The following is a 22,899-nucleotide window of genomic DNA, read 5'->3' as shown; positions in this document are numbered from 1 at the left end:
GGTGAGCAAACAGCTCATCCCCGTCTACGACAAACCGATGATCTATTACCCGCTGTCGACGCTGATGCTGGCCGGCATCCGCGACATCCTGATCATCACCACCCCACACGACGAGTCCGCGTTCCGGTACCTGCTCGGCACGGGCGAACAGTTCGGCATCAACCTGTCGTATGTGGCGCAGCCGTCGCCCGACGGCCTGGCGCAGGCGTTCATCCTGGGCGCCGACCACATCGGCGACGAGTCGGTGGCACTGATCCTGGGCGACAACATCTTCTACGGTCCCGGTCTGGGCAGCCGGTTGCGGGGTTTCGACGGCATCGACGGCGGCGCGATCTTCGCATACTGGGTGGCCGATCCGGGTGCCTACGGTGTGGTCGACTTCGACGAGCACGGGGTGGCGCGGTCGTTGGAGGAGAAGCCGCAGCGTCCCAAATCCAACTATGCGGTGCCCGGGCTGTACTTTTACGACAACGAGGTGGTCGATATCGCGCGGAGCCTCAAGCCCAGCGCGCGAGGCGAATACGAGATCACCGATATCAACTCGTATTACCTGGAACGGCGAAAGCTGTCCGTCAAGGTGTTGCCGCGGGGTACCGCCTGGCTCGACACCGGTACGTTCGATTCGATGCTCGACGCCGGTAACTTCGTGCGGACGGTGGAGCAGCGGCAGGGTCTGAAGATCGCGGTCCCGGAGGAGATCGCCTGGCGCAGTGGCTTTATCGACGACGATCAACTGCGCGAGCGGGCCGAGCCGTTACGAAAATCCGGTTACGGAGATTATCTGCTCGATATTCTCGGGCGTGGAAGGGGATTCTGATGCGGATTCGGCCATTGTCGATCGCGGGGGCGTGGGAGATCACCCCTGCGCTGCACGGTGATTCGCGGGGGTTGTTCACCGAGGCGTTCAAGGCTGAGGTGCTCTCGGGGGTCGTCGGACATCGTTTCGATCTCGCGCAGGTCAACCTGTCGGTGTCGGCGGCGGGTGTACTGCGGGGTATTCATTTCGCCGACGTCCCGCCCGGTCAGGCCAAGTATGTGACTTGTCCGTCGGGTGCGATCCTCGACGTGATCGTCGACATCCGGGTCGGCTCACCCACTTTCGGCGCCTACGACACGGTGCTGCTCGACGACATCGACCGCCGGGCCGTGTACCTGTCGGAGGGCCTCGGGCACGGATTCTGTTCCCTGGCAGACGGTTCCACCGTCACCTATCTCTGTTCGACCGGCTACAACCCGTCCGCCGAACACGGCATCAACCCGCTCGACCCGGCGCTGGGTATCGTCTGGCCCACCACCGCCCGCGATGGCACCCCCCTCACGTACTCGCTGTCCGAAAAAGACACCGCAGCACCCACATTGGCCGACGCCGCTGCTTCGGGCCTCCTCCCGGACCACGCCGCCGTCGCCGCCTACCTCGCGTCTCTCACCTGACATCGGGGTCGGTCGGGGAGTGGTCCCGTCAGGTGTCTAAAGGTCACCGGACCCAACGCGGCCCTCGCTCCTTCGTCGCTTCGGCCTCAGGGATCAAGATGAGCGGCTGCTTGGGTGTTGGGGTGACAGTGTGTGGCCGCTCGAGTCTTGGGGGGGTGACGATGTGTGGCCGCTTCGGTTTTGCGGCAGGACAATTGACCGCGGACACTCATCTTGATCCCTGAGGAGCTGTCGCGCGACGAAGGAGCCGACCGCGTCTCGAAGGGTCCGGTGACCCCTACTCCCGATCCTCCGCATCGGCGTTCTGCAGCGCGACCACCCGGGCGAGCCGGGCGAACCTGATCTCCAACTCCCGGAATCGTAGGTAACTGGCGACGGTGGTGAAGGCGAATGCGATGATCAGGCAGTACAGCATGAGGTCGGTGCCGCGCCCGACATCGACCCACCCGGCGACGACGGTCAGGTCGTCGGGCCGGATCATGGCGTACACCCCGAGCATCACGAACGCGACGAACAGCAGCTTGAACCCGGCCGACGCTTTCGAGTTTCCGCGGTTGGTGACGAAGAACCACACCAGCCCTGCGGCGGCGGCGATCAGGACGATCTGGATGACGAGCATCGGGTTACCTCCTCAGCCGCGCGTGCAGCAGGCCATCGGCCAGGATATTGACGCCGTTGAACAGCGATTGTCCTTTGGCGCGTGAGTATTCGGTGTACAGGATGGTGACGGGTTGTTCGGTGACCCGCCATTTGTGCCGGTCGACGAGGCCGACGAATTCGGTGGCGTGACTCATCCCGTTCATCAGCAGATCGAGGTCGTCGGCGACGGTCCGGTTGAAGGCGCGTAATCCGTTGTGCGCGTCGGTGAGTCCGAGCCGGCGATTGCGCACACTGAGAAAGACGATGCTGCGCAACACGATCCGACGCAGGAACGGAACCGAGAGGGTCTGGGACCCACCGAACCGCGTACCGATGACGATATCGACGGGCTCGGCACGCAACCGTTCGATCATCGCCTCGACGTCGTCGACGCGGTGCTGCCCGTCGGCGTCGAAGGTGACGAAGTACCGCGCCCCCGGCCGCGCCCGCGCGTACTCGATGCCGGTCTGGATGGCCGCGCCCTGCCCGAGGTTGACGGGGTGCCGCACGAGCCGCACCCCGGGCGCCACCTGCTGCGCCGCCCTGATCTGTTCCGCGGAGCCATCGGTGCTGCCGTCGTCGACGCACACGATGTTGCCGAAGGTGTGGGAGGCATTCGCGATCACGTCGCCGATCACCGGTGCCTCGTTGTACACGGGCACGATCAGCCAGACATCCGCATTGCCGGAATTGTCGTCGCCGGTTGCGGGCCGCGGATTCCGCGAACGGCCTGCGACCATGTTCCCGACTTTACGCTTCGCGGCGCCCCGCCCGACGCCGCCACGCCCGTACCCTTCGGGACGGAGTCGGACCCACTACTGTTGGTCGGGTGCTGGTCGACGTCATGATGCCGTTCTACGGGGATTTCACCCAGTTGCGGCAGGCGGTTCTCAGTGTCCTGTATCAGACGCACCGCGATTTCCGGATCACCGTCGTCGACGACTGCTATCCCGACGACGCCCCGCGCCGCTGGCTGGAGTCGCTGGCCGACGATCGGGTCGGGTATCTGCGCAACGACACCAATCTGGGCGTCAACGTCAATTTCCGGCGGTGCGTCGAGCTGGTCACCGCGGAGTATTTCGTGGTGATGGGGTGCGACGACGTGATGCATTCGGGCTATCTGGCCAGGGTGGTGGAGTTGGCGGGCACGTATCCGCGGGCGGCGGTGATCGCGCCGGGGGTGCAGATCATCGATGACGCAGGTGCGGTGGTGCGTCCGTTGGGCGACCGGGTCAAGCATCGGCTGGCCCCGCGCGAGGCGTCGGTGTTGTCGGGGCAGGATCTGGCGGTGAGCCTGTTGCATGGCAACTGGACGTACTTTCCGTCGTTGCTGTGGCGCACGGAGGTGGTACGGGAGGTCGGTGAGCAGGGTTTCCGGCAGGGCCTGGACGTCGTGCTCGATCTCGCGTTGCTGCTCGATCTGACGGTCGGCGGGGCGTCGCTGGTATACGACCCGCGGGTGGTGTTCTCCTATCGCCGGCATGCCGCGTCGGTGAGTTCGGTGCTCGCCGCAGACGGTGACCGGTTCATCGAGGAGTCGGCGTTCTTCGACGCCGAGGCCCGTCGTTATGCGGCGCTGGGTTGGTCACGTGCCGAGCGGGCGGCGAAGGTGCATCTCACCTCGCGTCTGCATCACGGCCTGGCCCGGCTACGTGCGATCGCCCGGAGCGCAGCGGACTTTGCCCGGCCACGTGTACCGCGACGCCGATGAGCGGCCCGACGACCAGCGCGAGCGTCACCCGGGTGACCTGACCGGCCGGCACCGTCAGCAGCAGCACGGAGGCCGCGGTGGCCACCCACCAACCGCCCGCGTACCAGCGGTGCAGGTCTGCCGATATTGTGGCGGCGCCCGTCACGGTGAGTACCCCGAGCGATCCGGCGCCGACGGTGAATCCGGCGAGCGCGGCCCCACTCAGTTCGAAGTCGGCACCGAACACAGAGGTCAGCAGCCATGGCCCGATCACCCACGCCAGACCCGCACCGACCAGGGCGATGGCGGCGACCGCACCCACCGGCACGGCCACCGCCCGGGCGAGATGGTCGCGGGCGGCGACAAACCGGGTGATCAGCACCCCCTGAAAGCTGTTCAGTGGCACCAGGAGCGGGGCCCGGGTGAGGGTGACGGCGAGGATGATCGCGCCGCGTACGTCGGCGGCGTCGCCGTGGTGGCGGGTCAGGTTGATGAGCACCGGGAAGCCCATCACCAGTACCGCCGCCGCCGCAGCAGCGGCCATCGCGGTCAGCGTGTTGACGGTCAGTGCCCGATCACCGGCGTCCCCGGGCAGCCCCATCGCGTCCCGGGCCGACGACGACCCACAGACGATGACGATCCACGACAGCGTCCCCAGCACGGTGATCGTCAGGAACGCGGGCAACCCCCAGCCTGCGACGGTCGCGACGACGGCCGCGGCCAGGCGGATCAGCGCGTCGACGCACAGCAGCGCCGCGAATACGGGCCAGCGCCCCGACCCGGACAGCACCCCGGACAGGTGCGCGTACATCGCGAACCCCGCGACGCCCGCCGTCAGCAGCCCCACCGACAACCAGGTGTCGTCGGCGAACAGGTGCGTCGCCCACAGCGGTGAGCTGAGCGCGACGACCGCGGCCAGCCCCAGCCCGATCGCCGCGTTCACCCGCACCGGCCGGCCCCCATCGCGGTCACCGCCATTGCGATCCCCGCCCGCCACGGCCCGCGCGGTCTCCTGCAGCTGACCGTTCTGGGTGCCGGTGACCATCCCGTACGCCGCCCAGAACACCGCGAACACCCCGTACCCGGTCGCCCCGAGGTCACGCGCGGCCAGCACCAGCACCAGATACCCCGACGCCGCCGCGACGATCGTCGCCCCCGTCACCCTCCCCATCGGGATCAGGGAAGAATCGTCATCGGCCGGTGCCGGGGTAGGGCGGCAGGGCGGGTGTGAACAGCCATTGCTGCCACAGTTCGCCGAGTGATGCGGTGGAGTAGTTGGCGGCCAGGGAGATGAAGTCCTCGGTGGTGGCGGTGCCGTACCGGTATTTTTCGGTCCACCGGCGGATGAGCGCGAAGAAGTTGCCGTCACCGATGCGCAGGCGCAGTGCGTGCAGGGTGATGGCGCCGCGTTTGTACACCCAGTCGTCGAACATCTTGGCGGGGGTCGGGTCGGCGAGCGGCACCCGGACCGTCGTCGCGGCCAGTTTCTGGTAGTACTTGCGGGCGCATTCGTCGGCCGACGGCCCGCCCGAACGCTGGCTCCACAGCCATTCGGCATAGCAGGCGAAACCTTCGTGCAGCCAGATGTCGCGCCAGCGTTCCAGCGTCACGGAATTGCCGAACCATTGGTGGGCCAGCTCGTGCGCAACCAGCCGCTCCGACTGGCGACTGCCGTCGCAATGATTGGCCCCGAACGTCGAAAAGCTTTGTGCCTCAATGGGTATGTCGAGCTCATCGTCGGTGACGACGACGGTGTAGCCGGGGAACGGGTACGGCCCGAACATCTCGGTGAAGGCGTCGATCATGTCGAGCTGCCGGGCGAAGTCGACGCCGAAGTTGCGGCCCAGCCGTGGCGGGTAGATCGCGCTCACCGGAAAAGGCTTCTGTCGCAAGCTGACCCGCTTGTACTGGCCGATCTGCACCGACGCGAGGTACGTCGACATCGGTTCGACCTGCTGGTACACCCACGTGGTGCGCGAGCCGCGGATCCGCTTGTCCACGAGCGTCCCGTTGGCCAGGGTGTAGTACGGGCTGTCGGTGGTGATCGAGATTCGGTATGGCGCTTTGCAACTGGGGTGGTCATCGCACGGAAACCAGGATGCCGCCCCATTGGGCTGATTGGCGCACAGCGAGCCGTCGGTGAGTTCTTCCCAGCCGACCTCGCCCCATGCGCCGCTCACGGGTCGCGGCGATCCGGTATAGCGCACGGCGATGGTCATGGCGCCGCCGGGCGGGATCGCGGCGTCGGGGGTGATGGCGAGTTTGCCGCCGCGGTGGCTGTAGCGGGCGCGTTTGTCGTTGACGGTGACCCGGCTCACCCGCATGGTGGCCGCGAGATCGAGGGTGAACCGGCGCAGCTCCCGATACGACGCCGCGGTGAGCGTGGCGGTGCCGTCGAGCCGGTTGCCGGACACCTTGTATTCGAGTTCGAGGTCGTAGCGCAGCACCCGGAATCCCAGGTTGCCGTTGCGCGGCAGATACGGATCGAGTGCGTCCGATGGTGCGCCGAGCAGGGGTGTTCCCGGTGCTCGGCGGCCCGACTTACCCGGCACGCATCGCTCCTTCGCTGGTCGATCTGGTCCCCCGCACACGTGATCCGTCGCCCGGGACAGTGCGCTCACTCACGTTACCCTCAGCGCGGTATCGGCACCCGGCTGGTGCTGGTGTGTCCGGGCTGTCGGCCGGGTGAATTGTGCGTTAGCTGTGTCGGATGGGGCGTGTGGTGCGGCTGAGTGTCGGTGGTGGCGCATATTCTCGACACAGCATTGGTGGAGTGGAGGACTGATGGTCAAGGGCATCAACGGGTACGCGCTTCTCGTTTCGCGCCTGATCCTGGGGTTCATTTTTGTGATGCACGGCTGGCAGAAGCTACGCGTCACCGGAATTGGTCAGGTGACAAGGGATTTCGATGCGATGGGGATTCCGTATCCCGAGTACGCGGCCCAGTTCTCGACGTGGGTCGAGCTGCTGGGCGGCCTCGCGTTGATCGTCGGGCTGGTTCTGCCGATCATCTGTCTGCTGCTCATCGTCGACATCGCCGGCGCCATCTACTTCTCCCACCTCGACGCCGGCTTCTGGAACTCCGAGGGCGGTTTCGAGTATCCGCTGTCCCTCATCGCCGGCCTGCTGGCCATCACTTTCGCGCAGGGCAGCAAGTTCTCCGCGGGCACCATGATGTACACGAAGGTCAAGAAGAAGCTCAACGGCTGACGCCGTCCCCTCTGCCGGCCGAGGTGCGAAGAGTCGTTGGGCGATGAGCCTCGAAACCCGGTGAGACGACAATGTCCACCACCGTCGGCAGAGGGATCAGCGCAGCGCGCCCGCCGCGGCCCGGATGTCGTCGGAGGTGATGGTGGTCAGTTCGTCGGTACCGGGGGGCAGGCCGTCGACCTCGGCGAACAGGCGCAGATCGCGCTGCCGGGCCGCGTTCTCGATCAGGTTGCGCACGAACCGGGCGTTGCCGAACGACGGATCCTTGAGACGGCCCTGAGCGTCGAGCACGGCCAGGACGTTCTCCAGCACGCCGTATGCGTCGCGGGTGAGCCGGTCACCCGATGCGGCGGCCATCGAGTCGGCGATCTTGACCAGGTCGGTCGCCGAGTACGCCGCGAAGTCGATGGTGGTGGTGAAACGTGAGCGCAGACCCGGGTTGGAGTCGAGGAAACGTTGCATCGGTTCGGGATACCCTGCGGCGATCACGACGAATCGGTCGCGGTCGTCCTCCATCCGTTTGAGGATGGTGTCGATGGCCTCGGCGCCGTACGGGTCGCCGTCGGTGAATCCTTCGGTGTGCAGGGTGTACGCCTCGTCGATGAACAGCACCCCGCCCATCGCCTCGTCGAGTTTGGCTTTGGTCTGGGCGACGGTGTGCCCGTGGTACTGGCCGATGAGCCCGGACCGGTCCACCTCGACGACGTGTCCGCCGTCGAGAATGCCGAGCGTCTTGTAGAGGCGGGCGATGATGCGGGCGATGGTGGTCTTGCCGGTGCCGGGCGGGCCGGTGAACACGAAATGTTCGGTCGTCCGGGGTTGTGGCAGGCCGACGTTGCGGCGGGCGATCTGGGCGCGGGTCTGCGCCATGATGATGCGCACCTGCTGTTTGATGGATTCCTGCCCGACCTGGCCGTCGAGGTCTGCGAGTACCGCTTCGAGGGTGTCGACCGAGTCGGCTGCATGCTTGGCCTCCGGTTCGGCGACGGGGGCGGACGTGTCCGGGGCGGCTGCCGTGGCCCGGGTGACGGCGATCCGGGGCGTCGCCTCGCGGCCGGCCATCGCTTCTTTGAGGCCGGGCAGGTCGGGGCGCAGCGCGTATGCGTGATGGAAGTCGTTCATCGCCGCGGCCTCGGCGTCTTCGGCGCGGGTGATCAGGCCCCGAACCAGCAGCGCCTCGGCGTGGATCTGCGGCAGGAATTCCTGTTCGAGCAGGGAGTTCAGGTAGCCCTTGGCCGGTGCCATCGCGCCGGCCTCGGCGAGCAGGATCGCGCTGAGCAGTCGCGCGGACGCGTCGAGGTACTTGTCGCGGCCCATGACCCGGCGCAGCATGGCGATCGCGTCGTCGCGTTCGCCCGTCACGTAGGCGTGGTAACCCCGCAGGTAGATGTATTGTTCGGTGCCCGGGGTCACGCGCGCGATGGCCGAGTGGGCGAGGCTGTGTTCCTTGTTGGTGATGTGCGATGCGGCGACGGCCGACCAGAGGTCGTCGTGGCTGCTCAGACGGTAGGTGACGTACGGTCCGATCACGAACCGGGAGTCGAGGCCGACGTCGGCGCGGCGGCGTTCCTCGCCGAAGCGGTGGGAGTGGCGGACCATCTGCGCGAGCGCCTCGTCGGGCCGGTGCGACAGCGCGTGCAGCCCCAGCCAGGCATCGGCCATGCCGTCGTCGATGGCGACGGCGTGTTCGAACTGCATGGTGGCGGACGCGGTGCGCCCGGATTGGTACGCCTGCGCCCCGGCCGACCACGCGGTTCGTGCCAGATTCTGCTCGCGCATGTGCGTACCCATCCCTTCCTTGCTCGTTCGGCGATTGTGGTCAATGTAAGTCACCGATGTGCGATAGCAAACCCCACACGCCGCGATTTGAGCGACGTCACAGAACGTCGCCACCGCCCGTTCGGGCGGAACGTCGGCCCCTCCACCGGTTGCGGCGCGAGGTCGCCCGACGACCGAAACCCGGTGAGACGACATTGCTCCGTCACCGATCGCAAGATCAAATACACCCGCCATCTCGGTCTCTATTTGGTCTAGATTGGCACTCAGAGCAAATAGGGGGAGGTAGTCGGTGTCGTATCGCACTCTGAAGGCAGTTTTTCACATCAAGGATCGGGTGGCCGCCGATGCTGAGGAGGCCGCGCGCCGGACGTCACCGGCCGCGGTCACCTGGGACTTCTCCATCGGAGATCACGCGATGTTCTGCCTCATCACACCGGAGATCGCGGTGCTCATCGAGCGCGTCATGAGCTTGGAGTCGACGATCCGGGGCCAATGGTCGGCGCTGCCAGGTGTGGCCCGTGCGCACTACCTCGAGTCGATGATCATCGAGGAGATCCAGGCCACCAACGAGATCGAGGCGGTCCACTCGTCGCGCCAGGAGATCAGCGAGGCGCTCGACGCGCTCCGGGACGACGACACCGTCGGGACCAGGCGGTTCAAGGAGATGGTGCGGCTGTACTCGAGCCTTGGTGATGAGACGGTGACCGGTCCGGAGAACCTTGATGACATCCGGTCGATATACGACTCGGTGACCGCAGGTGAGGTGCGCGACGAGGACGCTCCCGACGGTGAACGGTTCCGCACGGGCCCGGTCACGATCACCTCGGGTCAGAAGGCTGTGCATTCGGGGGTCGTTCCCGAATCGGCGATCAATGCGGGCCTGACCACGATGCTCGAGCAGTCCCGCGACGATGAGATCCCGCAGCTCGTCCGGGCCGTGGTCGCCCATTTCATCTTCGAGAACGTCCACCCGTTCTACGACGGCAACGGCCGCACGGGGCGCTTCCTGCTGGCCGTCGAACTCAGCCGGTCGCTGACTCCGGTCGCCTGGCTGTCGCTGTCGGCGACCATCGCCGACGACAAGGACCGCTACTACCGCGCCTTCGCCGACGTCGAGAACCCGCTCAACCGTGGTGATGTCACCCCTTTCGTGGTGGCGATGCTGGAGATCATCGCGTCGGCGCAGAGCCGACTGGAATCCGATTTGGTAGATCGCCTGACCGGCTTGCGCAGGCTTTCCGATGTCATCGGGGAGTTGCCGCTTGAGGACGATCCCACCCGGAACATCGTGTTCATCGTCGGTCAGGCGGTCTTGTTCGGTCCCGGCGGCGCGATCACGCTGGACGAGATCGCCGCCGCGGCAGGCAAGTCGAAACAGTTCGTCCGCAAACGGATCGAGCAGCCGGTAGACGCCGGCATCATCGAGACAGTCACGAAGCGCCCCTTACGTTTCCGCCTGTCACCCTCCTGGCGCCAAGACGTCGCCATCTGACCCCACTTCCGCGTTCGACGAAGTTCACGACGCGCGAGTCGCATGCATCGATGATGCGAGGGTGGCGAGGGAGCGGCCGGCGGCTCGTAGGGGTTCGGGGTCGCGGCGGGCGCGGCAGAGGATGAAGGCGCCTTCGAGGGTTGCCAGGATCGTGGTCGCGAGGTCGCTGGCGGCGGGAGAGTCGACGATCTGGGTGCACCAGAGGGTGAGGCCGTCGAGCCAGGTGCCGAACACCTCTGATGTGGCTTGCCGCAGGGGGTCGTTGGTGCTCGCGACCTCGGCGGCGAGGGTGGCGATGGGGCAGGCGTCGGCATAGTCGCAGGCGACGAGATCGTCGGCGGCGCGGTTGAAGGTGTAGGCGAGTGCTTCGGCCGGGTCGGTGGGACCGTCGGCGAGGATGCCGAGCACGTAGGCGCCGTATGCGGCCCCGCTCGTCGCGATCACCTCGGTCGCGAGTGCCTCCTTGCCTGCGAAGAAGTGATAGATCGAGCCGATCTTCGCGCCGGACGCGGTCGCGATCTGCGCCAGCCCGGTGGCCGCGTATCCCTGACGGCGAAACAGTTCGCCGGCCGCGGTCACGATGCGCGCTCTGGTGTCGGCTGCCATATCCATCCTTCACGGGTCTCGACGTACGACGATCAGTATGCTTGAATGATTGTTCTAGAACAATCATTCAACTCCCGAGTGAGGTGGGCCGAATGGCTGCGATCGAGCTGAGCAGAATCGAGGTCCCCGCCGGACCGATCGACTACCAGGACACCGGCGGCGACGGCCCGGCACTGGTGTTCACCCACGGCTTCCCGATGAATCATCTCCAGTGGCGCAAGGTGATACCGCTTCTCGACGACCAGTTCCGTTGCATCGCACCGACTTTGCCGATGGGTGCGCATCGATCGCCGATGAAACCGGGAACGGATCTGACCCATCGCGGTCAGGTCGCGATACTTGCCGATTTCCTCGACGCCCTCGATGTCGACGACGTCACCCTCGTCATGAACGATTGGGGTGGAGCACAATTCATCGTCTCGGAGAATCTCGACCGGCGGGTCGGGCGATTGGTTTTCGTGGCGTGCGAGGCGTTCGACAATTTCCCGCCACCACAGGCTCGGCCGGCGGAACTACTGTGCCGGGTACCCGGCGGTGCCAGGCTGCTCATGCAACTGCTGCGGACGTCGTTCTTCCGGCACAACCGCCGAGCCTGGGGTGCGGTGAGCCGCACCCGCATCCCCGACGACGTCCTCGACACCTGGTTCGATCCGGCGCGCCTGGACCCGGCGATCCGCCGCGACCTGCGCGCGTTCGCGACCGGCACCCCGCCGGCCAAGACGCTGCTGGAATGGTCGGAGAGCTTGCGCGGCTTCACCAAGCCGGCGTTGGTCGTCTGGGCGAACCAGGACGCGATGATGCCGCAAGACCACGGCCGCCGCCTCGCCGCCCTCCTTCCCGACGCCCGCCTCATCGAGATCGAAGACTCCGGCACCCTGATCCCCGAAGACCAGCCCGCCCACCTCGCGGCCGCCCTCCGTACCTTCCTCCACTCATAGGCCTTCCCGCGTCGCAGACTTCGTCCTGCTTATCGGATATCGCGACAACCGATAAGCGCGACGAAATTAGCGACGCGGGAACGGATCACCCGTTCCAGGGGGCGATGGGGTTGCCTTGCCAGCGGGTGTGGGCGGGGACGACGTCGCCGCGCATCACCAGGGATGCGGGGCCGACGGTGGCCGATTCGCCCAGGCCCGATGCGGGCAGGGCGACGCAGTGCGGACCCAGGGTCGCGCCGGCTTCCAGGGTGACGTGGTCCATCGCCATGACGCGGTCGTGGAACAGGTGGGTCTGGACCACGCAGCCGCGCTGGACGGTGGCGCCGTCGCCGAGGGTCACCAGGTCGGCTTCGGGGAGCCAGTAGGTTTCACACCACACTCCGCGGCCGATCTTGGCCCCGAGCATCCGCAGCCACAGATTCAGCACCGGGGTGCCGGTGGCGGCATTGGCGAACCACGGCGCCGCGACGGTTTCGACGAATGCGTCCGAGAGCTCGTTGCGCCACACGAACGAACTCCACAGCGGTTGTTCGGACACCGGGATCTTGCCCACGACCAGCCATTTCGCGGCCGCGGCGATACAGCAGGCGGAAGCACCGGCCACCAGCAGCAGCAGGCCGCTGACCGCCCCGGCGACGACGATATTGGTGTGGAAGGCGATGTACTGCAGGCCGAGCAACATGAAGATGCCGAGCCCGAACGACACCATCACCGGGATCAGCCGCAGCGTCTCGATGATCGAGCGCGCCACCTTCAACCGGGTCGGCGGATCGAACGTACGGGAGGTGTCACCCGTAGCGAAGGTGCGACGCAGCCGGACGGGTGGACTACCCAGCCAGCTCGACCCCGATTTCGCCTTTTCGGGCGTCGCCGACAGCACCGCGACCAGCGAGTTCTTCGGTACCTTACGGCCCGGCCCGGTGATGCCGGAGTTCCCGAGGAACGACCGTTTACCCACCTTCGCGTCGTCGATGTGCAGCCAGCCGCCACCCAACTCGTAGGACGCGACCATGGTGTCGTCGGCGAGGAACGCGCCGTCGTCGATGGTGGTGAACTTGGGCAGCACGAGCGCGGTGGAGATCTCGGTACCCTTGCCCACCTTCACCCCGAGCGCCCGGAACCAGATGGGCGTGAGCAGGCTCGCGTACAGCGGGAACAGGTACGTGCGGGCCGAGTCGAGGAGCCGTTCGGTGAACCACACCTGCCAGCCCACGCGGGAGCGCACCGGGTGGTAGCCCTTGGTCATCCCGAACGACAGCAGCCGCACCGATACCAGCGTGATCAGCGCGAACACAGCCAGCGACGTCAGCGTCGCCACGGGCAGCAGGATCAGTGAACGCACCATCACATCGCGCAGCCGATCGGCGTACAGCGCCCACGTGCCGATCACCGCCAGGCCCGCGCCGAGCGAGATCAGCGGCACCGCGGCCAGGAAGAACGACGAGGTGATGTACAGCGGCACCCACCAACTGCGTCGGGCGGGCCGTTGATCGGGCCATGGATGTGACGCCTTGCCTTCTTTCTTGGCCGGCGATCCGGCCCACTGCTGACGCGCTTTGACCTTCCCGAACACCGCCGACCCGGCCGCCACTTCGGCGTCGCGACCGATCACCGCGCCCGGCATCAGCGTCGACCGGGCACCGATCGTCGCGCCGCGTTTGATGACGATCGCACCGATGTGGACGACGTCGCCGTCGATCCACCAGCCGGTCAGGTCCACCTCGGGTTCGATGGACGCACCGTCGCCGACGGTCAGCAGGCCCGTGACCGGCGGGAGAGTGTGCAGGTCGACGCCGTGCCCGATGCTCGCGCCGAGCGATCGGGCGAGGTGGATCATCCACGGCGCGCCCGAGATATTGGCGGCGCCGCTGGCTTCGAGGAGCCGTTCGGCCACCCAGAGCCGGATGTGCACGTTGCCGCCGCGCGGATAGCTGCCGGGGCCGACGCCGCGCAGGAGGATCCGCGATCCTATGGCGGCGATGACCATCCGGCCGGGTGGCGTGATGAACACACAGAACGCGAGGATCACCAGCCACCAGGGGGCGGTGACGAGCCAGTCGACGTGCCGGTCGGCCGCGTCGACGACGGCGGCGCCCACGTTGTTGACGACGCCCAGCCAGGTGGCCCATTGCAGTCCGGTGAGGGTGGTCAGCGGTATGGACAGCAGCAGTTGCGTCAGGCCTGCCGACCGCGGTGTGGGTCGGACGTAGCGTTCCTCGATGATCTGTGGGGCGTGTTTGTCGTCGAGGTGCTGCGCCAGCGAACCGAGCCGCGGATGGTCGTACAGATCGGCGACGGTGACCTCGGGATGCCGGGCGCGGATCGCGGTGACCAGTTGCGCCGCCGACAATGACCCGCCGCCTTCGGTGAAGAAGTCGGCGTTGGCGTCGGCGACGGGCATGCCGAGGACGTCGGTCCACAGCCCGGCCAGCCATTGTTCGGTCTCGCTCAGGCCGGTGGTGTCGGCGGCGACGCCGGGCAGCGGCCACGGCAGGGCGGCCCGATCGACCTTGCCGGAGGTGCGGGTGGGCAGTTCGTCGACGAGCGCCAGGCGCGGCACCATCGCCGCAGGTAGCCGCTCGGTCAGTAGCCGATGTGCTTGCGCCACATCGAAATCGGGGTCCGTGGACACCAGGTAGCCGACGAGCAACGAGTTTCCGGCCGCGGACTTGCGCACCGCCACCGCGGCCCCGCCGACGCCCGGAAGTTGTTGCAGCGCATTGTCGATCTCGCCGAGTTCGATGCGCCGGCCGCCGACCTTCACCTGGTCGTCGGCGCGGCCCTGGAACAGCAGCCCCTCCGATTCGAGCTTCACCAGGTCACCTGAGCGGTAGGCGCGCTCCCAGCCGAGCGTCGGCATCGGCGCGTACTTCTCGGCGTCCTTGGCCGGGTCCAGGTACCGCGCCAGCCCCACACCGCCGATGACCAGCTCACCCACCTCGCCCTCGGCGACGGGCTGCCCGTCGGCGTCGACGACGGCCAGGTCCCAGCCTCGCAAAGGCAGGCCGATGCGTACCGGACCTTTGCCGTCGAGCAGCGCCCCGCACGCGACGACCGTCGCCTCGGTGGGACCGTAGGTGTTCCACACCTCGCGCCCGTCGACGGCCAGGCGTTCGCCCAGCTCCGGCGGGCAGGCCTCGCCGCCGAAGATCAGCAGCCGTACCGCTTCGAGTGCTTCCGGCGGCCACAGCGACGCCAGCGTCGGCACGGTGGACACGACGTTGATCTGCCGCTGCACCAGCCACGGACCGAGGTCCATGCCGCTGCGCACCAGCGCCCGCGGGGCGGGGACCAGGCATGCACCGCTGCGCCAGGCCAGCCACATCTCCTCGCAGGAGGCGTCGAACGCCACCGACAGTCCGGCCAGCACCCGATCACCAGGCCCGAGCGGGTCACCTTGCAGGAACAGCCGCGCCTCGGCGTCGACGAACGCGGCGGCGTTGCGGTGGGTGACGGCCACACCCTTGGGGGTGCCGGTGGAGCCGGAGGTGAAGATGATCCACGCGTCGTCGGCGGTGGTGGGACGGCCATCGCCGGCCTCATCGGCTGGCGGCGCGGCGTGCGCGGTGATCCCGTCGGCCGTGACCAGCGCGTCGACCGCGGCCTCCCCGAACACCAGCGTCGCGCGTTCCTCCGGGTCGTCGGCGTCGACGGGCACGTAGGCGGCGCCCGCGTACAGGGTGCCCAGGATCGCGATGTACAGATCCCGCGACCCCGACGGCATCCGGATCCCGACGCGGCCCCCGCGCCGCACCCCGGCGTCGCGCAGCCGGGAGGCGGTGCGCCGCACCACGGCCAGCAGTTCGCGGTAACTCAGGGTGGTGTCGCCGTCATCGATGGCGGCGGCGTCGGGATGCTTGGTGGCGGTGGCGTCCAGTATGTCGCACAGCGTGCGCGGCGGGCTCGCCTGTCCGGACAGCAGATAGTGCTCCGGAATCTGGTTCATGCCCGGAGTCTGGCTCATGCATCGCCTACGTTCGTCACCAGGAGAGAATATCGCCCGGCCGGGTGCCCCGTGGCTCAAGACGATCACTGTTCACCCACCGATTTCCGCGGCCGTCAGAGGTGGTTGCGTGAGGTGCGCAACGTCGCCGGACCCTTCGAGACCCTCGCTCCTACGTCGCTTCGGCCTCAGGGATCAAGAAGGTGGTCGTGTGGGAGGGTGGTCACGGTTCTTGGTGCCCAGGGTGGCTTTTCAGAGGGTGATCACCCTCTTGATCCCTTCGAGACCCTCGCTCCTACGTCGCTTCGGCCTCAGGGATCAAGAAGGTGGTCGTGTGGGAGGGTGGTCACGGTTCTTGGTGCCCAGGGGTGGCTTTTCAGAGGGTGATCACCCTCTTGATCCCTGAGGGCGATGCGAGGTACGAGCGAGCGTCTCGAAGGGTCCGGTGACGCGCGACACCTGACGAGACGACATCCTCACATGCGTACTGCCGTGTAGGTTCAGCGGCGGGGGTTGCGGTCGGCGGGCAGATGCCGGGCGCACTATAGCGACGGCCCGCACCGCCGGGCGAGAGGACAACGATGTCGATCACCCGTCACGGGCATCCAAGTGCGCGCTCCTACTTCGTGTTCCTGTTCTTGCGTCTTACACTGCGCCCGCTGCTGTCACTGTGGCCGCTGACCAACACCACCATGGCGATCCTGCCCAAACTCGACGCGAAGATCACCGACAAGGCGCCGTCGCCGGCCGGAGTGGTCACCGAGTGGGTGACGCTCGGCGGTCGCCGCACCGAGCTGACGATGCCGACCGGGCCGAGCCGTGGCGACTGCGACACCGCGGTCCTCTATCTGCACGGCGGCGGGTTCGTGGTGGCCGGGATCGGTACCCATCGCGGCATCACCGGCCGGTTGTCGCGGGCCACCGGGCTGCCGGTGTTCGCGCTCGAATACCGCCAGCTCCCGGAGGCGGGCGTCGGAACATCGGTCGCCGACGCCCTCGACGCGTACCGGGAACTGCTCACCGAACGCGGCTTCCGGCGCATCGTCATCGCTGGTGATTCGGCCGGCGGCTACCTGTGCGGCAAGGTCATCGAGCTGGCCGGCGGTGCGGGGCTACCGTCGCCGACGGCGTGGATCGGCTATTCGCCGTGGCTGGATCTGGATGCCGACACCAATCCGGACCGCTCCAGCCGGTCCGATTCGTATCTGTCGATCGCCAAGATGCGCGCACTGGTGCCACTGCTGGATCGGGGCCCGATCGCGCTGGCCGGTAAACGCAATGTCGTCGACGTCGATCCGCTGCTGTTCCCGCCGACCATCCTGATCACCGCCGAGAACGAGCTGCTCGAACCGGATGCGATCATCCTCGCCGAACGGCTGCTCGCGGCCGGCGTCGAAGTCCAGTTGCACAGTTACTCCTGGCAGGTGCATGCCTTCCCGATGCTGATCGAGGATCTGCCGGAGTCGCGGGAGGCGGTGCGGTTGACGTCGGAGTTCGCGACCGCGGCGGTCCGGGCGGCCCGGGAGGCCGAGGACCGTGGTGAACAGGCGGTTTAGCAGGTGGGCTGACGCTCGGATGGTCGGGCTGCGATAGTTGGTGTGTCCATTTTCCCGCCACGGCCGTTCTAGTGATCTGGACGTGAGCTGATCAAGGAGGATCCGATGAGCGCATCCACGCGCAGTGTGGCCGACCTGTTCGCCTTCGACGCCCTGCTCGACGACGAGGAACGCGCCATCGCCTCGACCGTCGCCGATTTCGGCGCCAAACGCCTGCGCCCGCATGTGGCGCAGTGGTTCGAGGACGGCACCCTGCCGGCCCGCGAGCTGGCTCTCGAACTCGGCGAGCTCGGCGTCTTCGGTATGCACCTGGAGGGTTACGGTTGCGCCGGCACGTCCGCGGTCGCGTACGGTCTGGCGTGCCTGGAGATGGAGGCCGTCGACTCCGGTCTGCGAAGTTTCGTGTCGGTGCAGGGCTCCCTCGCCATGTATGCGATCCGCGCGTTCGGTTCCGACGAGCAGCGCGAGGAATGGTTGCCGCGGATGGCCAAAGGCGAGGCGATCGGCTGTTTCGGCCTCACCGAACCCGACTTCGGCTCCAACCCGGCCGGGATGCGCACCGCTGCCAAACGCGACGGCGACGACTGGATCCTCAACGGCGCCAAGATGTGGATCACCAATGCACCCGTCGCCGACGTCGCCGTGGTGTGGGCCAAGACCGACCTCGCCGAGGGTGCGCGCGGTGTGCGCGGCTTCGTCGTCCCCACCGACACCCCCGGTTTCAGCGCACCGGAGATCAAGCACAAGATGTCTCTGCGGGCGTCGATCACCGGCGAGATCGTCCTCGAGGACGTGCGGTTGCCCGCGTCGGCGATGCTGCCGGGCGTCGAAGGGCTCAAGGGCCCGTTGAGCTGCCTGAACGAGGCGCGCTTCGGCATCGTGTTCGGTGTGGTCGGCGCCGCCCGCGACTGCCTGCAGACCGCCATCGACTACGCCGGTACCCGCGAGGTGTTCGACAAGCCGCTCGCCGGTTACCAGATCACCCAGGCCAAGATCGCCGACATGGCGCTGGAAGTGGGCAAGGGTTTTCTGCTCGCCATGCACCTGGGCCGGCGCAAGGATGCGGGCAAGATCGCCCCCGAGCAGATCAGCCTCGGCAAACTCAACAACGTCCGCGAGGCCATCGCCATCGCCCGTGAATCCCGAACCCTGTTGGGCGCCAATGGAATCACCCTGGAGTATCCGGTGATCCGGCACGCCAACAATCTCGAATCGGTACTCACCTACGAGGGGACCAGCGAAATGCACCAGCTGATGATCGGTAAGGCACTCACCGGATGGGACGCGTTTCGGTGACCTATTCGGAGATGCAGCGCACCGCCGCCGGTGTATCGATGGCGATGACGATCGCCGGTTCGATCATCCTCATCGGCTGCGTCGGTTATCTGTCGATCGGCTGGTTCGCCGACGGCCGCTGGGGCTGGGGCCTGGTCGGCATCGCGATGATCGTGGTCAACCTGGCAATGGTGTTCTTACAGTTCCGCAAACGCAAGCTCGCCCCCGCCCCGACACCCCGCAATCCGCCCCCTGGCCGCGGCGACGACGACGAGGACGACTGACAAGGACTCCCGTCCCATACCCCTGGTCACCACCGCAAACCGAAATCGTGCCTGAGTGTGCGGTTGATCTCGGAAACCGGGATCAACAGCACACTCAGGCGCTGAATAACTGTTCGAGGTTGTTGTCGCGGACGATGCCGTGCAGAAAGCTGCGGACCATCGACTCGAACAGCTGTTTCTGGCTGAGTTCGTTGGCGGCGAGCGCATCGGTCAGCAGGGGTTGCGACGCGGCGTCGACGTTGGGGAAGATCGTCGACTTGCGGCTCGGCGGCCGCATCGCCTCCATCAGCACCGCGCCCACCGACAGGGTTTCCATGCCGTCGAGGATCTGGACGTGCAGTTCGCTGGGCACTCCCGAATCGAGCAGGAAACGGGCGGTGCGCTCGTAGGTGGAGACGAACAGCTCGCGCGGAAAGTGTTGCAGCAGAATCGGTGCGGCGTTGCGGTGGCGCAACACCGACTGCCGGAAGTTGAGTGCGAGCGCCACGAAGTACTCGGGCCAGTCCGGTCCCGGATTCATGCGGGGCCGGACGACGGACCAGCCGGCGATGTCGCGGGCCACCTCGGTGAGGATCTCGTTCTTGTCGGCGAAGTGATGGTAGAGCGAGGGGGCGCGCACGCCGAGGTGCTTGGCCAGGCGCGGCAGGCTGAACGCGTCGAGGCCGTCGGTGTCGATGATCTCGATGCATGCAGCGACCGCGGCCTCCCGGCTGATCAGGGGTTTCGAGGGTCTCGCCACGGACATGAGTGTACCGACGCCGGTTTTGACCTGCGGCGCAGATAAGAGAGTGTCCCTGCTCACATCCGGACTCGGCTACTCTCAGACCGGTCCCGCATACCGGAGGGGCAACGGTAAGGAGAAGGCGTGTCCGAACGATCGTCGCAGCACATCGACACAGGTACCGACGACCTGCTGTTGAGCCTCGAGGACGCCGTCGCCACGGTCACACTGAACCGGCCCGATGCCAAGAACGCCCTCACCCCGGAGATGATCGACATCCTGATCGGTGTCCTCGCCGACGTCGACGCGGACACCGGAGTGCGGGCCCTCGTTCTCACCGGTGCCGGGCGGGCGTTCTGTGCGGGCGGCGACGTGAAGGCGTTCGCCCAGCGCGGCGGCGACGTGCCGGTCGGCGACGACAGCGTGCAGGACTGGTTCGACAATCGCACCCGCAGGCAGACCGGCATCGTCGGCAAGTTGCGGTCGATGAACACCCCGTCGATCGCGGCGATGCCCGGCGCGGCGGCCGGTGCCGGATTCGGCCTCGCACTGGCCTGCGACCTGCGGGTGGGCTGCCCGTCGACGTTCTTCACCACCGCATTCATCAAGATCGGCCTGCCCGGCGATTTCGGCGTGACCTGGCAGTTGCGCGACCTGCTCGGCGCGGGGCAGACGACCCGGCTGATGCTGCTGTCCGAACGTGTCGGCGCCGACGAGGCACTGAGCCTCGGACTGCTCAATCGGCTCGTCCCCGACGACGAGGTGGCAGCTACCGCCCGCGGCATCGCCGGACAGCTCGCCGGATCGTCGGCGCAGGCCATCGGTGCGATGAAGGCCAATCTGCGCGAGGCCCGGCACCTGGATCTGGCCGCCGCGATGGACGCCGAACTGGTCCGCTACCGAGCGTGCGCCGACGGCGACGAACACAAGGCCGCTGTCCGGGCATTCGCCGCCCGCAGCGCCTCCACCGGCCAGAGGTAGCCTTACCGGCCCTGGCCGCTGGCTGATGGCTGCTGGTATCCGGCGCCGATGAGGACGAACTGACTGAGCATCGCTTTGATGCGGGCGGGGTCGGCCTCCGCCGGAAACAGCTCGTTGTCGCTCAGTACGGCACCGAGTACCAGGGCCAGCGCCATCCGGACGGCGTCGAGAATGTCGACCGGCGTGGCCTGGTCGTTCTCGGCGATGTAGGTTTCGATGCCGCGGACCAATGCCCTGGCGCAGGCGTCGAAGGCGGGCTCGCGCTGGTCGGCCGTCTCGTGTGGCTGCGCCGCCAGCGACACCAGGATGCGCCGGTTGACGGTGCACAGGTCGTACAGGCCGGAGACGAACCGGAGGGTGACCGCGGCCGGATTCTCGTCGGGATGGGTGGCGATACTGGCCGCGAACTCGTACATGAACTGCACCAGCGGACCTACCGCCGTCGTTTCGAAGAGCGCAGGTTTGCTGCTGAAGTGGCGGAACACGGTGGATTCGGTGACGCCTGCGCGTTCGGCGACGGCGCGGATGCTGGTGCCGTCGAAGCCGTGCTCGGCGAACTCATCGTAGGCGGCCGTGGTGATCAGCGACCGCACCTGCGCTGTTGAACGGCGTTTACGCGGACTGTGCGCAACGACTTTCTCGGGAGCGGACGTATCGGGCATCACCCCATCTTGTCATGCCGCGGCGCAATACGCGGAACATTAAGGGAGTGTCACTCCCTTGACGTGGCGGCGTCTTTACAGTTAAATGATTGCAGAGATTCAGATCACACCAGCCCGAAGCCTTGACCCGCGCGGAGCCGGTCCCGGACAACAGTCCCGGACCGGCCGCGGGTAACCGAGTCGTGCGCTGGGGACGCGACGACCACAGGAGGCACCATGTCCGCACCGCTGGAAGGCCGGCTGTTCATCGACGGCGAGTTCCGCGAGGCCCGCTCGGGTAAGCGCTATCCGATCATCAACCCCGCCGACGAGTCCGTGGTCGCCGAGGCCGCCGACGCCGGCGTCGAGGACGTCGACGACGCGATCGCCGCGGCACGCCGCTTCATCGACACCTCCGACTGGACGACCAATCATGAGTTCCGCAAGCGCTGCATGGTTCAGTTCCAGGAGGGATTGCGTGCTCGCGCAGACGAATTCGAGAACATCATGGTCGCCGAGGCCGGGGTGGCGCGCGCCAACATGTGGACGCATGTGCGATTCATGATCGAGGGCATGGACTACTTCAACAACCTGATCACCGATTTCCCCTGGGAAGAGGATCTCGGTCCGTATGAGGTGATGGGCAACCTCAGTGAGCGACAGGTCCGCTACGAGCCCTATGGCGTGGTCGGTGCCATCACCCCGTGGAATGCCCCGTTCATGACCGCGCTGTGGAAGACCCATCACGGCCTGGCCACCGGCAACGCCGTGATCCTCAAGAGCGCCCCCGACACCCCGCTCACCGCGGCCCTGATGGCCGAGGTCCTGCGCGATGCCACCGACACCCCGGCCGGCGCGTTCGCCGCGCTCAGCTCGTCGGACAAGGCGATCGTCGGTGATGCGATGACCGCCGACCAGCGCATCGACCTGTACCACTTCACCGGCTCGCCCGGCGTGGGGCAGCGGATCGCCGAACGCGCTGCCACCGGAATCCGGCACACCGTACTGGAACTGGGCGGCAAGTCGGCCAACATCATCCTGCCCGACGCCAACCTCGATATGGCTTGCGGTCTGGGAGTGGCCATGTGCCTGTCCAATTCGGGTCAGGGCTGCGCGCTGGCCACCCGCATGATCGTGCATGCCGACGTCTACGACGCCGTGCTCGAACGGCTCGAGAACATCGTCGGCAACATCCCGTGGGGCGATCCCAACGACCCGGTCAACCTGGTCGGCCCGATCATCCGCGAGGAACAGCTCAAGCGCATGGAAGGTCTGGTCGACCGCGCCCAGGCCGAGGGTGCCCGCCTGCTCGTCGGCGGCAAGCGCGGCGAACAGGAACGCGGATTCTGGTATCAGCCAACGGTTCTCGTCGATGTCGACGAGAACTCGGAGATCGCGCAGACCGAGGTGTTCGGCCCGGTCCTGTCGGTGCTGCGGTACGAGGGCGACGATTCGGAGGCCGTGCGGATGGCCAACAACTCCGCATACGGACTGTCCGGCTATGTGCAGTCGACGAACGAGGAACGGGCCTGGGCCGTCGCGCGTCGCCTGCGCGCGGGCACCGTCAACATCAATAACTCCTTCTACCTCTCGCCCGACGCCCCGTTCGGCGGTTACGGGATCAGCGGCGACGGCGTCGAACACGGCATCGCCGGTTTCCGGGAGTACCTGCGTATCAAGTCGATCGCCAGCCCCAGCCACTAACACGACGGA

20 protein-coding genes are annotated in these 22,899 nt (G+C 67.0%); 11 read left to right on the top strand and 9 right to left on the bottom strand.

The window, feature by feature from the left end:
- Position 1: 1 nt before the first annotated feature.
- Together rfbA and Q0627_RS21960 are read left to right on the top strand one after the other, a co-directional pair.
- On the top strand, positions 2-817 hold the full coding sequence (rfbA, locus tag Q0627_RS21965) for a glucose-1-phosphate thymidylyltransferase RfbA (protein ID WP_298812885.1): 816 nt from the start codon (positions 2-4) through the stop codon (positions 815-817).
- Positions 817-1,431: a dTDP-4-dehydrorhamnose 3,5-epimerase family protein gene (locus Q0627_RS21960; protein ID WP_291018227.1), complete on the top strand. Its 615-nt coding sequence runs from the start codon at positions 817-819 to the stop codon at positions 1,429-1,431. The genes rfbA and Q0627_RS21960 overlap by 1 nt, the downstream gene beginning before the upstream one ends.
- A 277-nt stretch (positions 1,432-1,708) precedes the next feature.
- On the opposite strand, the gene Q0627_RS21955 is transcribed toward Q0627_RS21960, so the two are convergent.
- On the bottom strand, positions 1,709-2,050 hold the full coding sequence (locus Q0627_RS21955; RefSeq protein WP_291018230.1) for a DUF2304 domain-containing protein: 342 nt from the start codon (positions 2,048-2,050) through the stop codon (positions 1,709-1,711).
- A 4-nt stretch (positions 2,051-2,054) separates the two neighbouring features.
- Entirely contained in the window at positions 2,055-2,810 is a 756-nt protein-coding gene (locus Q0627_RS21950) for a glycosyltransferase family 2 protein (RefSeq protein ID WP_298812881.1), read from the bottom strand.
- Positions 2,811-2,899: 89 nt separating this feature from the next.
- Between Q0627_RS21950 and Q0627_RS21945 the strand changes: the two genes are divergently transcribed.
- A complete protein-coding gene (locus tag Q0627_RS21945; RefSeq protein ID WP_291018236.1) occupies positions 2,900-3,781 on the top strand; it encodes a glycosyltransferase family 2 protein in 882 nt (293 codons plus the stop codon).
- Here Q0627_RS21945 and Q0627_RS21940 read toward each other — a convergent pair.
- Positions 3,687-4,931: a lipopolysaccharide biosynthesis protein gene (locus Q0627_RS21940; protein WP_291018239.1), complete on the bottom strand. Its 1,245-nt coding sequence runs from the start codon at positions 4,929-4,931 to the stop codon at positions 3,687-3,689. The two genes, Q0627_RS21945 and Q0627_RS21940, sit on opposite strands and share 95 nt — an antisense overlap.
- A gap of 19 nt (positions 4,932-4,950) precedes the next feature.
- A complete protein-coding gene (locus tag Q0627_RS21935; protein ID WP_291018240.1) occupies positions 4,951-6,312 on the bottom strand; it encodes a M1 family metallopeptidase in 1,362 nt (453 codons plus the stop codon).
- A gap of 232 nt (positions 6,313-6,544) precedes the next feature.
- Between Q0627_RS21935 and Q0627_RS21930 the strand changes: the two genes are divergently transcribed.
- Positions 6,545-6,970, top strand: a complete 426-nt coding sequence (locus tag Q0627_RS21930; RefSeq protein ID WP_298812874.1) for a DoxX family protein — start codon at positions 6,545-6,547, stop codon at positions 6,968-6,970.
- 96 nt (positions 6,971-7,066) lie between these two features.
- Here Q0627_RS21930 and Q0627_RS21925 read toward each other — a convergent pair whose 3' ends face one another.
- On the bottom strand, positions 7,067-8,761 hold the full coding sequence (locus tag Q0627_RS21925; protein ID WP_298812871.1) for an AAA family ATPase: 1,695 nt from the start codon (positions 8,759-8,761) through the stop codon (positions 7,067-7,069).
- A gap of 277 nt (positions 8,762-9,038) precedes the next feature.
- Here Q0627_RS21925 and Q0627_RS21920 point away from each other — a divergent pair, with 277 nt between their 5' ends.
- On the top strand, positions 9,039-10,241 hold the full coding sequence (locus Q0627_RS21920; RefSeq protein WP_291018244.1) for a Fic family protein: 1,203 nt from the start codon (positions 9,039-9,041) through the stop codon (positions 10,239-10,241).
- Between the two features lie 24 nt (positions 10,242-10,265).
- Here the strand turns inward: Q0627_RS21920 and Q0627_RS21915 are convergent, their stop codons facing one another.
- Complete coding sequence (locus Q0627_RS21915; RefSeq protein WP_298812867.1) at positions 10,266-10,847, bottom strand: TetR/AcrR family transcriptional regulator; 582 nt, start codon at positions 10,845-10,847, stop codon at positions 10,266-10,268.
- Positions 10,848-10,954: 107 nt separating this feature from the next.
- On the opposite strand from Q0627_RS21915, the gene Q0627_RS21910 reads away from it, so the two are divergent.
- Positions 10,955-11,785: an alpha/beta fold hydrolase gene (locus Q0627_RS21910; RefSeq protein WP_298812888.1), complete on the top strand. Its 831-nt coding sequence runs from the start codon at positions 10,955-10,957 to the stop codon at positions 11,783-11,785.
- 85 nt (positions 11,786-11,870) lie between these two features.
- Here the strand turns inward: Q0627_RS21910 and Q0627_RS21905 are convergent, their stop codons facing one another.
- Positions 11,871-15,731, bottom strand: a complete 3,861-nt coding sequence (locus Q0627_RS21905; protein WP_298812864.1) for a Pls/PosA family non-ribosomal peptide synthetase — start codon at positions 15,729-15,731, stop codon at positions 11,871-11,873.
- A 578-nt stretch (positions 15,732-16,309) separates the two neighbouring features.
- On the opposite strand from Q0627_RS21905, the gene Q0627_RS21900 reads away from it, so the two are divergent.
- From Q0627_RS21900 to Q0627_RS21890, 3 genes are all read left to right on the top strand, one after another.
- Complete coding sequence (locus Q0627_RS21900; protein WP_298812861.1) at positions 16,310-17,284, top strand: alpha/beta hydrolase; 975 nt, start codon at positions 16,310-16,312, stop codon at positions 17,282-17,284.
- 105 nt (positions 17,285-17,389) lie between these two features.
- Positions 17,390-18,580, top strand: a complete 1,191-nt coding sequence (locus Q0627_RS21895; protein WP_291018249.1) for an acyl-CoA dehydrogenase family protein — start codon at positions 17,390-17,392, stop codon at positions 18,578-18,580.
- Entirely contained in the window at positions 18,562-18,843 is a 282-nt protein-coding gene (locus tag Q0627_RS21890; protein ID WP_291018251.1) for a hypothetical protein, read from the top strand. Before Q0627_RS21895 ends, Q0627_RS21890 begins: the two co-directional genes overlap by 19 nt.
- Positions 18,844-18,937: 94 nt before the next feature.
- Here the strand turns inward: Q0627_RS21890 and Q0627_RS21885 are convergent, their stop codons facing one another.
- A complete protein-coding gene (locus tag Q0627_RS21885) occupies positions 18,938-19,582 on the bottom strand; it encodes a TetR family transcriptional regulator (protein ID WP_291018253.1) in 645 nt (214 codons plus the stop codon).
- 126 nt (positions 19,583-19,708) lie between these two features.
- Between Q0627_RS21885 and Q0627_RS21880 the strand changes: the two genes are divergently transcribed.
- On the top strand, positions 19,709-20,545 hold the full coding sequence (locus Q0627_RS21880) for an enoyl-CoA hydratase-related protein (protein ID WP_298812852.1): 837 nt from the start codon (positions 19,709-19,711) through the stop codon (positions 20,543-20,545).
- Between the two features lie 2 nt (positions 20,546-20,547).
- On the opposite strand, the gene Q0627_RS21875 is transcribed toward Q0627_RS21880, so the two are convergent.
- The gene (locus Q0627_RS21875) at positions 20,548-21,207 is read right to left on the bottom strand and encodes a TetR/AcrR family transcriptional regulator (RefSeq protein WP_298812850.1); all 660 of its coding nucleotides are present in this window, start codon (positions 21,205-21,207) and stop codon (positions 20,548-20,550) included.
- Between the two features lie 216 nt (positions 21,208-21,423).
- Between Q0627_RS21875 and Q0627_RS21870 the strand changes: the two genes are divergently transcribed.
- Positions 21,424-22,890, top strand: coding sequence for an aldehyde dehydrogenase family protein (locus Q0627_RS21870; protein WP_291018259.1), 1,467 nt, complete (start codon positions 21,424-21,426; stop codon positions 22,888-22,890).
- Positions 22,891-22,899: the final 9 nt, after the last annotated feature.

Source organism: uncultured Gordonia sp. (assembly GCF_937858515.1).
In the GTDB taxonomy this organism is placed as follows: domain Bacteria; phylum Actinomycetota; class Actinomycetes; order Mycobacteriales; family Mycobacteriaceae; genus Gordonia.
This window is presented reverse-complemented; position numbering and strand designations above follow the sequence as displayed.